We start from the raw sequence: 12,998 nt of genomic DNA, 5'->3' as shown, positions 1-12,998 counted from the left end.
TACCAAGGTATCATCTTTAGTGAAAATTGGCATCCGCCGTCAAGCCCGCGGCCACAGCCTTGATTTTGAGCGACAAATGCGGTGATGTGAGCACATGATGCAGAATTCCGCCAAACATGTTGCGGCCATGGGGCGCGATTTTTCCGAGTACATCATTGGCCTCGGCTTTCCTGAGAGAGAGGTGCTCAAGGGCACCGGGATCACTCTGGCTGAACTCCAAGAGAGCGAAAACCTGGTCCCCCTCGCCGGACTGGCGCGGATTGTAGAAAACGGTATTGCCCTCACGCAGGATGATCTGATTGCCGTACGTTGGGGCCAAACGCGGCGCTTTGCCAAGCTTGGCCTCATTGGCTACCTCGGGCGGTCGTCCAAAGACATCCGATGTATTGTCACGAACCTCGCCCGATACGGGCAGGTGTTCTCCGAGGCGATGGAAAGTGACATTTCCGAGTTGGATGAACAGGGGATTTTCAAATGGCGGCTGGACATACCCGCCACCGTGGAGACCGGGCGGTTTGTTGAGGCCCAAGTGAGCCAATTCCTCAGCGGCACAAATAAGTTGCTGCCGCGCACAATTTTGCCAAAGCACATCACCTTTTGCCACCGGCGCAAACACAATGCGGCCGAACTTGAGAAGCTGTTGGGCTGCCCGATCACCTTTGGAGCGCAGTGGAACAGCCTGCAGTACCGTACAGCCGATCTGGACGTGCCATTGAGCACGTCTGACGAAGGCTTACACAAAGTCTTGCAAGCGCATGCTGATCTGGTTCTTGCACAACGCCCCAAGAACCGCTCCAACATCGAACTGGTGGTGGAGAAAGCCATCTCGGATCGTATGGCGAGCGGACAGACATCGGTGTCCATCGTAGCCAAAGATTTGGGTATGAGCGCGCGCACACTGGCGCGGCGCTTGGGCGACGCCAACACCACCTATCAGACTGTGTTGTCCAACTTCCGCCGCGCCATGGCGGATCGCTATTTAAAAAACAGCGACATGAGCCAGAGCGAGATTGCTTTTCTGCTGGGCTATTCTGACGTGAGCTCCTTTGCATCAGCCTTCAAACGCTGGACCGGACAGTCTCCCGGTGAGCGGCGGCAATCTCTGGCCTGAGCGGAATTTGGCAAGACGGCCACGATTGGCGCAGTTTGACAAAACAGTGGCAGCTTTGCCCAAAGCAACCTTCTGATCCTTCCCCATCTGTGTGATGAACGAAGAGACAAGACGCTCTCTTCGGATTTTCACATCAGATCTCAGAAGGGAGGCGCCATGTTTTTCAGTGCTTTAATGCTTAGTGCCCTGTTCCCGTTGCTTTGGTTACACCAGCGCGGGCGCCCGGAACCTGTGGCGATCAAACAGGATGTTTTCACCCATGCCCGCAAGCAGATCGGAGGGCGGCCATGTCCCGACTCCTTCTGATTGATCCGGACCGTCAACTGCTGGCGGCGATGCAGGACGTCTTGCTGCATGACGGGCACGAAAGCCTCTGTCATGTGTCACCAGACACCGCCATGGCGGAACTGTCGCGTCAATCTGTTGATCTGGTGGTGATGGAACTGCGCCAGCGGTCCATGGATGCGCTCACCATCATTGAGCGGATCACAAACACCTACAGCGTGCCTGTCGTGGTGCTCAGCACCACCGCAAGCGCCACCGAAGAGTCGATGATGCTGCGCCTTGGGGCGGACGACTATCTTGCCAAGCCGTTTTCCATGCGGGTGTTTGGCGCACGTATTGCAGCGGCCTTGCGCAGCGCGGCGCCCAGCCATCGCGATGCGGACGACGTGACCGTGATCCAGCGCGGGGCGTTGCGTTTGGACCGGCTGCGCCACGAGGCCCGTTGGGATGGCAAAGAGGTCGCCCTCACCGCCACCGAGTTCAACGTGCTCTGGATCATCGCGCAACGCCCCGGTCAGGTGCTCAGCCGGGCCAATATTCTGGACCTTGCCTACGGCGGCGACGTCTTTGTCACCGACCGAAGCATCGACAGCCAGATCAAGCGCATCCGGCGCAAGCTGCGCGAAGTCGCGCCCAACTTCACCGCGATCGAGACCCTGTACGGGCTGGGCTATCGCTTTTCAGATTCCCCGGAGGACATGGCTGCGTGAGTGGCCTGTTCCAACCCATGATCGTCCTTCGGGGATGAGAGACCGGGCCGCTTTGCCGTCGTAACCTTATGCCCCACCTCGGCAGCAGGGCGCCCGGTCTCATTTGGGCTTAAACACCAATGAGACGCCATTCAGGCAATGGCGTTTCCCCGTGGGTTGCGGACCATCGTCAAAGATATGTCCAAGATGCGACCCACACCTGCGACAGTGGCATTCGGTGCGGACCCGGAGGAGCTTGCGGTCCGGCTTGGTTCCAATCGCTTTGGGGAGCGATTTGTAGAAACTCGGCCATCCGGTGCCGCTGTCGTACTTATGCCGCGAGCTGTAGAGCTTCAGATCACAGCCTCGACAGTGATACGTCCCCTTCTCGTAATTCTTATCCAATGGCGACGAGCCCGCCCGCTCTGTGCCCTCCTGCCGCATCACCTTGTATTGCGCAGGCGTAAGCATGGCGCGCCATTCGGCGTCAGTGCGGGTGACTTCGAACTCTTTTGCCAGAGTGGCACGCGGCAGGGCCATAGCGGTCAGCGCGGCCGCGCCCGCGGCGGAAATGAAATGACGTCGTTGCATTCTCCATCCTCCTTTGGTCGTAAAATTGCGCACCAATCCGCGTTTAAGCAATTAACAGCTCAGCACAGGACCGTGAGTTTCGTGACAACGCCACGTATTTTGCAGAGTTTCGCTTGTGATCCCGTGGGATTTGATGCACCAAAGGCCGGTAGATTTGGGCCGCCGTATTTGGGTGGCCGGGAGAAGGACATACGACATGGCCGACGGCATGATGGAAAGCAACGCGAAGCCCACCGAAGACATTGATCTGCGCGATGTGTTTGGCATCGACAGCGACATGAAAATCAAGGGTTTTGAAGAGCGCACCGACCGCGTGCCAGAGATCGACCCAACCTATAAATTCGACCCGGAAACCACGCTGGCGATCCTGGCGGGTTTTGGCCACAACCGTCGTGTGATGATTCAAGGCTACCACGGCACCGGTAAATCGACCCACATCGAACAGGTTGCGGCCCGCCTGAACTGGCCCTGCGTGCGCGTCAACCTCGACAGCCACATCAGCCGTATCGACCTGATTGGTAAAGATGCCATCAAACTGCGCGACGGCAAGCAGGTTACAGAGTTCCACGAAGGCATCCTGCCCTGGGCGCTGCGCAACCCGACCGCGATTGTGTTTGATGAATATGATGCCGGTCGTGCGGACGTGATGTTTGTGATCCAGCGTGTTCTGGAACATGACGGCAAGCTGACCCTGCTGGATCAGAACGAAGTGATCACGCCAAACCCTTACTTCCGCCTGTTTGCCACCGCAAACACCGTGGGTCTGGGCGACACCACTGGCCTCTACCACGGCACGCAGCAGATCAACCAAGCCCAGATGGACCGTTGGTCGCTGGTCTCCACGCTGAACTACCTCAGCCATGATGCCGAAGCCGCGATCATCCTGTCAAAGGCACCGCACTACAACACCGCCGAAGGCCGCAAGATTGTGAGCCAGATGGTGACCGTGGCGGACCTGACCCGGACCGCCTTTATGAACGGCGATCTGTCCACCGTGATGAGCCCACGGACCGTGATCAACTGGGCCGCCAACTCAGAAATCTTCCGCAACGTTGGCTATGCCTTCCGCCTGAGCTTCCTGAACAAATGTGACGAGCTGGAGCGCCAGACCGTTGCCGAGTTCTATCAGCGCTGCTTTGACGAAGAGCTGCCTGAAAGCGCGGCCAGCATGAGCCTGGGGTGAACTTAGATGCTATGAATGACACGCAGTTTTGGTCATTGATCGAGAAAATTGAAGGCTGCAAGCGGCAAGATGGATCAACCAACTTTAAGCCGCTCGTCGCCGAGCTCTCGAAAATGACCGAAGCTGACATTCATGGCTTCTATGAGTGCCTCGCGCAAAAAGCTTATGCGCTGGACACAAGACAGCACTACCGCCGTTTTAGTTGGTTTCCAGGATTGTCCGATAGTTTTCTGTACACGCGCTTGATGGTCATCGCGCAAGGAAAACAAGCTTACCATGATGTTTTGAAAAACCCCCGGGCTTTTCCCAAACGTTCACCAAATTGGCTTGAAGGTTTGCTGTATGTGGCGGGCGATGCTTATTCTGACAAAACCGTGCGCGAATTTTCGCGTGAGGCAACGGTGAATATTGAGAGCTTCTCTAACGAAGAAGGTTGGGCCAAATGAAAAAACCAAGCGACAACCCCGCTGATCCGTTCAAAAAGGCCCTGGCTGAGGCCACCAAAGTCATGGCCGACGATCCGGAACTGTCGGTGTCCTACACGGTTGATCCCTCTGGCATGTCCGGCGACAGTATCCGCTTGCCTCAGGTCAGCCGCCGCATGACCCGCGATGAGGTGCTTTTGGCCCGTGGCACCGCCGATGCGCTGGCACTGCAACGCAAGTATCACGACGACGCCACCCACATGCGCTATGCACCCGGTCAGGGCATTGCCCGCGATCTCTATGAGGCGATGGAAACTGCTCGTTGTGAAGCGATGGGCGCGCGCGACATGCCCGGCACCGCCACCAACATCGACATGAAGATCAGCCAGGAAGCCGCTGGCCGTGGTTATGGCGACATGACCTCCACCGAGCAGGCGCCTTTGCCTGTGGCCGCGGGCTATCTGATCCGTCATCTGGCCACCGGGCGCGACCTGCCCCCGGCCGCAGCCAATGTGATGAACCTGTGGCGCGGCTACATCGAGCAGAGCGCAGGCGAGCATCTGGACGACCTGCAAGAACTGCTGTCCGACCAACAGGCCTTTGCCAAATTTGCCCGCCAGATCATCGAGGACCTCGGCTACGGCGATCAACTGGGCGATGACCCGGATGACATCGACGATCAGGACGACGAGGCCGAAGAACAGGCGGAAGAGCAGGAAGACCCGGATAGCCAGGGTCAGGATGACAGCGACGAGGAAGACACTGAGGCCAGCCCTGAGCAATCTCAGGAAGAGCAGCAGGACATGTCCGAGGCGCAGGTCACCATGGATGACATGGCTGAAGACGAGATGTCGGATGAGGCCGAGATGCCGGACGGCGAAGCGCCGCTGGATCCGCCTCCCCCACCGCCAATTTCTGAGGCAGACCCGGACTATGTGGTGTTTGACACCACCCATGACGAAGAGATTGCCGCCGAAGAGCTGGCCGAGCCGGTCGAACTGGAACGCCTGCGCGCCTATCTGGACCAGCAGTTGGAGCCACTCAAAGGCGCGGTGAGCCGCCTCGCCAACCGCCTGCAACGCCGCCTGCAAGCGCAGCAGAACCGCAGTTGGGAGTTTGATCTCGAAGAAGGCACGCTGGACGCTGGCCGTTTGGCGCGCGTTGTGGCCAACCCCACCACGCCGCTCAGCTTCAAGATGGAACACGACACCGAGTTCCGCGACACGGTGGTGACGCTGCTCTTGGACAACTCCGGCTCCATGCGTGGCCGGCCAATTTCCATTGCCGCGATCTGTGCCGACGTTCTGGCCCGCACGCTGGAGCGCTGCAACGTGAAGGTCGAAATTCTCGGTTTCACCACCCGTGCGTGGAAAGGTGGCTTGGCGCGTGAAAAATGGCTCAACGACGGCCGTCCGCAACAACCGGGCCGCCTCAATGATCTGCGCCACATCATCTACAAACAGGCGGACGCCCCTTGGCGTCGCGTGCGGCCCAACCTTGGCCTGATGATGAAAGAGGGGCTGCTGAAGGAAAACATCGACGGCGAGGCGCTGGAATGGGCCCACCGCCGCATGCTGATGCGCCCGGAACAGCGCAAAATCCTGATGGTGATCTCCGATGGCGCCCCTGTGGATGACAGCACGCTCTCGGTGAACCCTGCCAACTATCTGGAAAAACATCTGCGCGACGTGATCGCCATGGTGGAAAAACGCAAGCTGGTGGAGCTCTTGGCGATTGGTATCGGCCACGATGTGACGCGCTACTATGACCGCGCGGTGACCATCACCGATGTCGAACAGCTCGCAGGCGCCATGACAGAGCAATTGGCCGCCCTGTTTGACAACGATCCACGCGCGCGTGCACGGGTCATGGGGATGCGGAAAGTGGGCTAAGCCCCGCTTCTTCTAACCCGAAATATCCCGGGGGTGAGCGTCCGCGAGGGGGCTCGCCCCCTCTTCTTTTCTGCGCCCTCAGCAACCCACTTGCCATTGGCGGCGCAGTGCGTATCACTGAACGCCTATTCACTTGCGCCAAGGAGCCGTGCCATGTTTCAGGATTTTGCCGTCACCGCCCGCCCGGAACAGGGCCCCGCCCGCCTTAAAGCCCTGCGGGCGCAAATGGACAAAGGGGGCCTGGACGGCTTTCTGGTGCCCCGCGCCGATGCGCATCAGGGCGAATACGTTGCCGCGCGGGACGACCGGTTGGCTTGGCTGACAGGGTTCACCGGCTCCGCTGGGTTTTGCGTTGTGCTCAAGGACATCGCGGGGGTGTTTGTCGACGGGCGTTACCGCACGCAGGTCAAGGAACAGGTGGCGGATTGTTACACGCCGGTCGATTGGCCCGAGGTCCTGCCGGGGCCATGGATCGTGGAAAACCTGGGCACCGGCCATGTCGGCTTTGATCCCTGGCTCTATACAGTGGGCCAACTGGAGGCGCTGCATAAAGCTACCGAAGACCACATGATCACGTTTGTACCAGTGAACAACCCGGTTGATGCCATTTGGGACGACCAGCCAGATGCTCCTATGGCACCGGTCAAAAGCCACCCCACCGCAGTGGCGGGCGAATCCCATGGCGACAAACGTGCGCGACTTGCGGCTGATCTCAACGCCCATGGCGAAACCGCTGCTGTCATCACCCTGCCCGACAGCATCGCGTGGATGTTGAACATCCGTGGCGCAGATATTCCCCGTAACCCGCTGGCCCATGGGTTTGCCGTGCTGAATTCCGACGCCACCGTTGATCTGTTCATGGCCGGGCAGAAACTCACAGAGGTGCGCGACCATCTGGGGGACGCCGTCCGCGTGCACGCGCCTGACGCCTTTATCCCATTCCTCACGCAGCTCTCCGGTACCGTGCGCCTCGACAAAGGCAGCGCGCCGATCGCCGTGCAAGCCGCTGTGTCGAAAAGCGACGCGGAGATTTCCTACGGCCAAGACCCTTGCGTCATGCTCAAAGCGCGTAAAAACGCATCTGAAATTGCTGGCATGGCCGAAGCCCATCTGCGGGATGGCGCGGCCGTGGTGAACTTCCTGAGCTGGTTTGACGCGCAGGACAAAACCACCCTCACCGAAATAGACGTGGTGACAAAACTGGAAGAATACCGCCGCGCCACCAACGCCCTGCTGGAAATCAGTTTTGACACCATTGCAGGCGCTGGCCCCAACGGCGCGATCATGCACTACCGCGTCACCGAAGAGACCAACCGTCCCCTGCAAAACGGCGATCTGATGGTGCTGGACAGTGGCGGCCAATATGCCGATGGCACCACCGACATCACCCGCACCTTGCCCATTGGTGAGGTGAGTGATGACGCCAAAGTGGCTTTCACCCGCGTGCTGCAGGGCATGATTGCCGTATCGCGCATGCGTTTCCCCAAAGGGGTTGCAGGCAGCCATATCGAAGCCATTGGCCGTTTGCCGCTCTGGATGGCTGGGCAGGACTTTGACCACGGGTTGGGCCACGGCGTTGGCGCTTATCTCTGTGTACATGAAGGCCCTCAGCGCCTGAGCCGCGTGAGCGACACCCCGCTTGAGGTCGGCATGATCCTCTCCAATGAACCAGGCTACTACCGCCCCGGCGCCTTTGGCATCCGCATCGAGAACCTGATTGTGGTCGAAGAGGCCCCCGCCCTGCCCGGGGGGGACGATCACCGCGAGATGCTGCAGTTCCGCAACCTGACCTTTGCGCCGATTGATCGCGACATGGTGGTTGTCGACCTGCTGAGCGAAACAGAACTGGATTGGCTCAACAGCTACCACGCGACGTGCCGTCAAGTGCTGTCGCCACGACTCGCACCAGACCAACAAATGTGGTTGGATGCGGCCTGCGCCGCGCTGTCACATTCCACGCCGTGACATCGTACTGTTACAACACAACTTTATTCGAGCGCGAAACAGGAGGGATACCACATGACAAACATCACAATCCGTAAAGCTGAAGGCAATTGGGTTGTCCGTGCCGGTGGCGCCATCCTGGGCGAAAGCAGCAACGCGCTGGAACTGAGCGAAGGCGACCTGAAGCCAGTGATCTATTTCCCTCGTTCCGACATTGCCATGGCGTTTCTGGACCCAAGCGAAAAGACCACCTATTGCCCGCACAAAGGCGATGCCAACCACTTCTCGATTGTGACCAAGAGCCAAACCATCTCTGACGCGGCCTGGAGCTATGAGGCGCCGGTTGAGGCCGTGGAACGCATCAAGGATCACCTGGCGTTTTACACCAGCGATCTGGTGGCGGTAGAGCGCGTCTAAACAACGGAAAATGCGCGCTGGACACCGGCGCGCTTTCCCCCAACAGTGCGCCTATGTCGCAGATTTCTGTTTCCGATTTTTCCTTTGTTTGGCCCGGTAGCAACGCCGCAGTGCTGCAAAACGCCTCCCTTAACGTGGAGACCGGCGAACGGGTGATGCTGCGCGGCCCCAGCGGGTCCGGCAAATCCACGCTCTTGGCGGCGGTCTCCGGCGTGATCGACATTCCCGTTGGCGCGGTATCTGTGGCTGATCAGGACATCGGCGCCCTGCCCCCCAGCAAACGCGACCGGTTTCGGGCCGACCACATGGGCCTGATTTTTCAGGTGTTCAACCTCGTGCCCTGGCTCAGTGCCGTGGACAACATCCTTTTGCCCTGCCGCTTTTCCAAACGCCGCCGAGAACGTGTGAACGGTCCGTTGGACAAGGAAGCGGAGCGTTTGATGGCGGCTTTGGGGCTTGATCCGGATACGCTTGGCGCGTCTCAAGCCAGCGCGCTCAGCGTTGGGCAGCAACAGCGGGTCGCGGCGGCGCGTGCCTTGATTGGCGCGCCAGAAGTGATCCTTGCGGATGAACCAACCTCCGCGCTGGATCCGGAGACCAAAGAAACCTTCATGCAAATGCTCAGCCAGCAAGCCCAAGAGAGCGGCGCGGCCCTGTTGATGGTCAGCCATGACAGAGGTCAAGACCACCACTTCGACCGCGTTGTCCAAATTTCGGATCTGACCAACGCGGGAGTGGCCGCATGACGCTCGTGTTGCACAGCCTGTGGAACCGCCGATTTGTCGCCGCGCTCACCGTTTTGGCCATCGCGTTGAGCGTCGCTCTAATCCTCAGTGTCGAGCGGCTGCGCGACTCTGCGCGCACGTCTTTTGCGAACTCCGCTTCCGGCATCGACCTGATCGTCGCGCCACGCGGCAATGACGTTCAGATCCTGCTGGCAACGGTGTTTGGCGTCGGCTCCACGGGCGCGGGCATGTCCGGTGAAGTGCTGGAACTGCTGGAAAAGATGCCGGGCGTGGCCTGGGCGGTGCCGTTGATGCAGGGGGACAACCATCAGGGCTTTCCGGTCATTGGCACTACTGCGGCCTACTTTGAACATTTCAAACACAGCCGCGGTCAGGCGCTAAACTTTGCCAATGGTGGGTCTTTTGAGGACACACATGGCGCGGTGATTGGCGCCGAGGTAGCCGAGCGGTTGGGCTACGACGTGGGCACGGAAATCGTCAACGCCCATGGGGCGGGCGCCGTGGCGTTGGAGGTGCATGACGAAGCGCCGTTTCAAATCACCGGCGTGCTCGCTCGCACCAACACGGCAGTGGATCGCATGGCGTTTATCTCGCTTGAGGGGTTTGACGCTCTGCACGCCGAGAATGCACCACGCTCGGCTGACCCTTTTGCGACCCTCGCTGAGACGGATCACGACGACGAACATGAACATGGCTTTGTGCCGGACCAAATCAACGCTATTTACATCGGCCTCAGCAACCGCACCGCCGTGCTTGGCGTTCAACGGGCCGTTGCGACCTACAAGGCCGAGCCCTTGGCCGCGGTGATGCCCAATGTGGCGTTGCTGCAGCTCTGGTCGATCACCGGCACTGCCGAAAACGCCTTGCGCCTGATGTCTGTGGCGGTGATGGCCGCCAGTATGATTGGCATGGTGGTGATGTTGTCTGCAGCGCTGGAAGCCCGCCGCCGCGAGTTTGCCATTCTACGTTCCGTTGGCGCAGCGCCACGGGACGTGGTCCTGATGATCGTCCTCGAAGCCCTGCTGGTCACCGGTTCTGGCATTTTGTTGGGCCTGGCAATCTTCTGGGGCGCTGGCCTGCTCGCAGAACCGCTGCTGTCCGCCCGGTTTGGCGTTACACTTGGCGGGCATGTCCTCACCAGCCGCGAAATCATTTTACTGCTCACAGTCTTGTGTTTTGGCGGTTTGGCCAGCTTGCTGCCAGCATGGCGAGTATACCGAATGACCCTGGCGGACGGCTTGACCACCCGGCTTTAAGCCGTTCAATTGGCACCACGCCACCCTTCTTACGGAGACCCATTTATGAAAGCGCTCTTGCTCTCTGCCGCCCTGACCCTGACGGCCTCTTTAGGTCTTGCCGAACAGGCAAAGGATATTGAATGGGCCGACCTTGAGGGACCAAGTTCGGCGTTTGAAAACCCGTTTGAAAACCTCACGGACCTGCAAATGCAAACCCTAGCGCGCATCTTGCGACTGGATTACCTGGCCGAGACGGAAACCGACGCCAACGCCAAAGAGGATGCAACCGGCTTACGGGCGGAGCTGGCGGGCGAAGGCATCGACGCCGATTTCCTGCTGGCAGAACGGTTGCGTATTATGACCAAGCTGGAAAACGAATCCCGTATGCCCAATGACGCCATTGTTGGCCAAACCGTGCGCATGCCGGGCTATCTGCTGCCGCTGGAGCTGGACGGCAATCTCGCGGTGGAATTCTTGCTGGTGCCCACAGTTGGCGCCTGTATCCACACGCCGCCACCACCGGCAAACCAGATTGTGCATGTGCGCTATCCAGCCGGATACCCCACCGAAACCCTGTTTGCCCCTGTCTGGATCACCGGCGAGCTGCGCAGCGAGTTTGACAGCCATTCGCTCTACATGGTTGATGGCGAGGCGGATGTGGACGTGACCTACACAATGGACGCGGACAGCGTGATTGCCTACGGTTCCTAGGTCTTAGGAGTGTTCTTCCGCAGCGGTGGCTGCCAACGCCTTGTTGTAGGCCCTTAGCGCGTCCACCTGGAACACCGCACCAAGTAACTCGGGCGGCGCATCTTCCCCGCCAAGCGTGACCACCGGCAGGAAGTTCACGCCCGTCGTCTCAAAGATCGGCATGGCGCTTTCCAAGGTGGCAGTGCCATCGACATAGAGCCCTTCAGACACCATCTCCCAACAGCGTTCCTCCGGTGCAGCATTCTCTGCATCCTTGGCGCGCATCACCTTGCCGACCCCACACATCGCCAGCAAATAGGCCTGTGGCCCGGCCGCGATATGCACATTGCGCCGCTCCAGCTGGGTCAGGAAGAACGAGCCATCCACCAGACGTGAACTCAGCGCTGTGGAGATCGACACCGCGACCATCACCGCCAAACCTGTCTGCCAGTCGCCGGTCATTTCAAACACAATTAGAGTGGTTGAGATCGGCGCGCCCAACACGGCAGCGGCAACAGCCCCAAGGCCTGCTAGCGCGTAAAGCGTGGTCGTGCCGGATACATCAGGGAAGATCGCTGTGGCGACCATGCCAAAAGCCAAACCGGTCAACGCGCCCACCATCAAAGACGGCGAAAACACCCCACCGCCCATGCGGCCAGCCATGGTGATAGACACCGCAATCACCTTCAGCACCGCAAAGACCACGGCCTCATGCAACAACAGATTGCCTGTGAGTGCCGCAGAAGTCGTCTCATAGCCAACCCCAATGATGTGCGGGAACCAGATCGCCAGAATGCCCAGCAAAGCCCCCGAAATCGCCGGGCGCAGCCAGCGCGGGATGCGCAGGTCTTCCTTCAAATGGCTGGCCATATCGTCCGCCCAGAAGATCGTCCACATCAGCGCCACGGCCACCAGACCGCAGAGCCCCCCTAGGATAAGGAAGGCTGGCAGCTCTTGATAAAATTGCAGCGCAGTGCCGGTGTTGAGCGTGAACTCAGTGACGTCGCCAAACTCCAAGCGGTTGATCACTGTGCCTGCCACTGACGCAATCACAATGGGAGCAAAGGCATGCACCGCAAAGTGACGCAACACCACTTCCAACGCGAAAAGCGCACCTGCGATGGGCGCATTAAAGCTGGCAGACACGGCGGCCGCCACCGCACAGCCCAACAGGTCCCGCCCTGTGATACCGTCCGCATTGATCCGCACACTGACCCAAGTCGCAATCATGCCAGCGATGTGCACCACCGGTCCTTCGCGACCTGTAGAGCCGCCAGAGGACAGCGTGATCAGGCTGGCAAAGGCTGAGGCGATGCCCGCTTTGCGTTCCACACGCCCTTCGTGCAGCGCGGCGCCCTCGATCACATCTGCCACCGAGCGCACGCGCCCGTCCGGTGTGAACTTGTTAAGAATGATGCCCACAACCAGCCCGCCGATAGTTGGGATAATCACCAGCCAATACCAGGGCAGCGTATTGGCAAACGTATGAAGTCGTGTGAGGTCCTCAGCCCCATACAACGTGGATTGCAGCCAGTGGATGCCTTTGCGGAACAACAAGGCGGCAAAGCCCGCAGCAATCCCGATGCACAGGGCGATGATCCAGAACTGGAACTGGCTTGGGCCTTTGTTGACCAATACCTTCCAGCCGCCGCGACAGGTGTCTGCCGCCTCTTGGGCGCTTTCCGCGAGAAAGGAGCCTACCGACTTCGCCATAGTGCTGCAAAATCTCCAGGTGGGAGGGTCGTAAGTGATTACGTCTGATCTAGTCAGAAATCTCTTGTAACGCA

Annotated in this window: 12 protein-coding genes; 10 read left to right on the top strand and 2 right to left on the bottom strand. The window is 59.5% G+C overall.

Translation table 11 applies throughout. The features are described 5' to 3' along the window. Window positions 1-94 precede the first annotated feature (94 nt). Together SIB92_RS01840 and SIB92_RS01835 are read left to right on the top strand one after the other, a co-directional pair. Window positions 95-1,111 (top strand): AraC family transcriptional regulator ligand-binding domain-containing protein, encoded by a 1,017-nt coding sequence (locus tag SIB92_RS01840; RefSeq protein WP_412554218.1) that lies wholly within the window; start codon window positions 95-97, stop codon window positions 1,109-1,111. Window positions 1,112-1,398: 287 nt separating this feature from the next. After that, entirely contained in the window at window positions 1,399-2,106 is a 708-nt protein-coding gene (locus SIB92_RS01835) for a response regulator transcription factor (protein ID WP_412554217.1), read from the top strand. Between the two features lie 99 nt (window positions 2,107-2,205). Here SIB92_RS01835 and msrB read toward each other — a convergent pair whose 3' ends face one another. Beyond that, window positions 2,206-2,676 (bottom strand): peptide-methionine (R)-S-oxide reductase MsrB, encoded by a 471-nt coding sequence (msrB, locus tag SIB92_RS01830; protein ID WP_412554216.1) that lies wholly within the window; start codon window positions 2,674-2,676, stop codon window positions 2,206-2,208. 196 nt (window positions 2,677-2,872) lie between these two features. Between msrB and cobS the strand changes: the two genes are divergently transcribed. The 8 genes from cobS to SIB92_RS01790 all read left to right on the top strand — a co-directional run bounded on the left by cobS (window position 2,873) and on the right by SIB92_RS01790 (window position 11,232). Further along, window positions 2,873-3,859 (top strand): cobaltochelatase subunit CobS, encoded by a 987-nt coding sequence (cobS, locus tag SIB92_RS01825; RefSeq protein ID WP_412554215.1) that lies wholly within the window; start codon window positions 2,873-2,875, stop codon window positions 3,857-3,859. An 11-nt stretch (window positions 3,860-3,870) separates the two neighbouring features. Beyond that, the gene (locus tag SIB92_RS01820) at window positions 3,871-4,305 is read left to right on the top strand and encodes a DUF4240 domain-containing protein (RefSeq protein ID WP_412554214.1); all 435 of its coding nucleotides are present in this window, start codon (window positions 3,871-3,873) and stop codon (window positions 4,303-4,305) included. Continuing rightward, window positions 4,302-6,176, top strand: coding sequence for a cobaltochelatase subunit CobT (gene cobT, locus SIB92_RS01815; RefSeq protein ID WP_412554213.1), 1,875 nt, complete (start codon window positions 4,302-4,304; stop codon window positions 6,174-6,176). The genes SIB92_RS01820 and cobT overlap by 4 nt, the downstream gene beginning before the upstream one ends. A gap of 153 nt (window positions 6,177-6,329) precedes the next feature. Further along, window positions 6,330-8,141 carry an aminopeptidase P family protein gene (locus tag SIB92_RS01810; protein WP_412554212.1) on the top strand — a complete coding sequence of 604 codons (1,812 nt, stop codon included), beginning with the start codon at window positions 6,330-6,332 and terminating at the stop codon, window positions 8,139-8,141. A 54-nt stretch (window positions 8,142-8,195) separates the two neighbouring features. After that, window positions 8,196-8,537, top strand: a complete 342-nt coding sequence (locus SIB92_RS01805) for a DUF427 domain-containing protein (protein ID WP_412554211.1) — start codon at window positions 8,196-8,198, stop codon at window positions 8,535-8,537. Window positions 8,538-8,590: 53 nt separating this feature from the next. Then, on the top strand, window positions 8,591-9,283 hold the full coding sequence (locus tag SIB92_RS01800) for an ABC transporter ATP-binding protein (RefSeq protein WP_412554210.1): 693 nt from the start codon (window positions 8,591-8,593) through the stop codon (window positions 9,281-9,283). Further along, window positions 9,280-10,539 (top strand): ABC transporter permease, encoded by a 1,260-nt coding sequence (locus tag SIB92_RS01795; protein ID WP_412554209.1) that lies wholly within the window; start codon window positions 9,280-9,282, stop codon window positions 10,537-10,539. The genes SIB92_RS01800 and SIB92_RS01795 overlap by 4 nt, the downstream gene beginning before the upstream one ends. A 45-nt stretch (window positions 10,540-10,584) precedes the next feature. Further along, window positions 10,585-11,232: a DUF3299 domain-containing protein gene (locus SIB92_RS01790; RefSeq protein ID WP_412554208.1), complete on the top strand. Its 648-nt coding sequence runs from the start codon at window positions 10,585-10,587 to the stop codon at window positions 11,230-11,232. Window positions 11,233-11,235: 3 nt separating this feature from the next. On the opposite strand, the gene SIB92_RS01785 is transcribed toward SIB92_RS01790, so the two are convergent. Then, window positions 11,236-12,924: a chloride channel protein gene (locus tag SIB92_RS01785; RefSeq protein WP_412554207.1), complete on the bottom strand. Its 1,689-nt coding sequence runs from the start codon at window positions 12,922-12,924 to the stop codon at window positions 11,236-11,238. Between the last annotated feature and the right edge of the window lie 74 nt (window positions 12,925-12,998).

It is taken from the genome of Shimia sp. MIT1388 (assembly GCF_047124445.1).
Lineage (GTDB): Bacteria > Pseudomonadota > Alphaproteobacteria > Rhodobacterales > Rhodobacteraceae > Shimia.
This window is presented reverse-complemented; position numbering and strand designations above follow the sequence as displayed.

Coding starts and splice junctions, on each gene's coding strand:
- SIB92_RS01840 (WP_412554218.1), top strand. CDS start 95: ATGATGCAGAATTCCGCCAAACATGTTGCGGCCATGGGGCGCGATTTT.
- SIB92_RS01835 (WP_412554217.1), top strand. CDS start 1,399: ATGTCCCGACTCCTTCTGATTGATCCGGACCGTCAACTGCTGGCGGCG.
- msrB (WP_412554216.1), bottom strand. CDS start 2,676: ATGCAACGACGTCATTTCATTTCCGCCGCGGGCGCGGCCGCGCTGACC.
- cobS (WP_412554215.1), top strand. CDS start 2,873: ATGGCCGACGGCATGATGGAAAGCAACGCGAAGCCCACCGAAGACATT.
- SIB92_RS01820 (WP_412554214.1), top strand. CDS start 3,871: ATGAATGACACGCAGTTTTGGTCATTGATCGAGAAAATTGAAGGCTGC.
- cobT (WP_412554213.1), top strand. CDS start 4,302: ATGAAAAAACCAAGCGACAACCCCGCTGATCCGTTCAAAAAGGCCCTG.
- SIB92_RS01810 (WP_412554212.1), top strand. CDS start 6,330: ATGTTTCAGGATTTTGCCGTCACCGCCCGCCCGGAACAGGGCCCCGCC.
- SIB92_RS01805 (WP_412554211.1), top strand. CDS start 8,196: ATGACAAACATCACAATCCGTAAAGCTGAAGGCAATTGGGTTGTCCGT.
- SIB92_RS01800 (WP_412554210.1), top strand. CDS start 8,591: ATGTCGCAGATTTCTGTTTCCGATTTTTCCTTTGTTTGGCCCGGTAGC.
- SIB92_RS01795 (WP_412554209.1), top strand. CDS start 9,280: ATGACGCTCGTGTTGCACAGCCTGTGGAACCGCCGATTTGTCGCCGCG.
- SIB92_RS01790 (WP_412554208.1), top strand. CDS start 10,585: ATGAAAGCGCTCTTGCTCTCTGCCGCCCTGACCCTGACGGCCTCTTTA.
- SIB92_RS01785 (WP_412554207.1), bottom strand. CDS start 12,924: ATGGCGAAGTCGGTAGGCTCCTTTCTCGCGGAAAGCGCCCAAGAGGCG.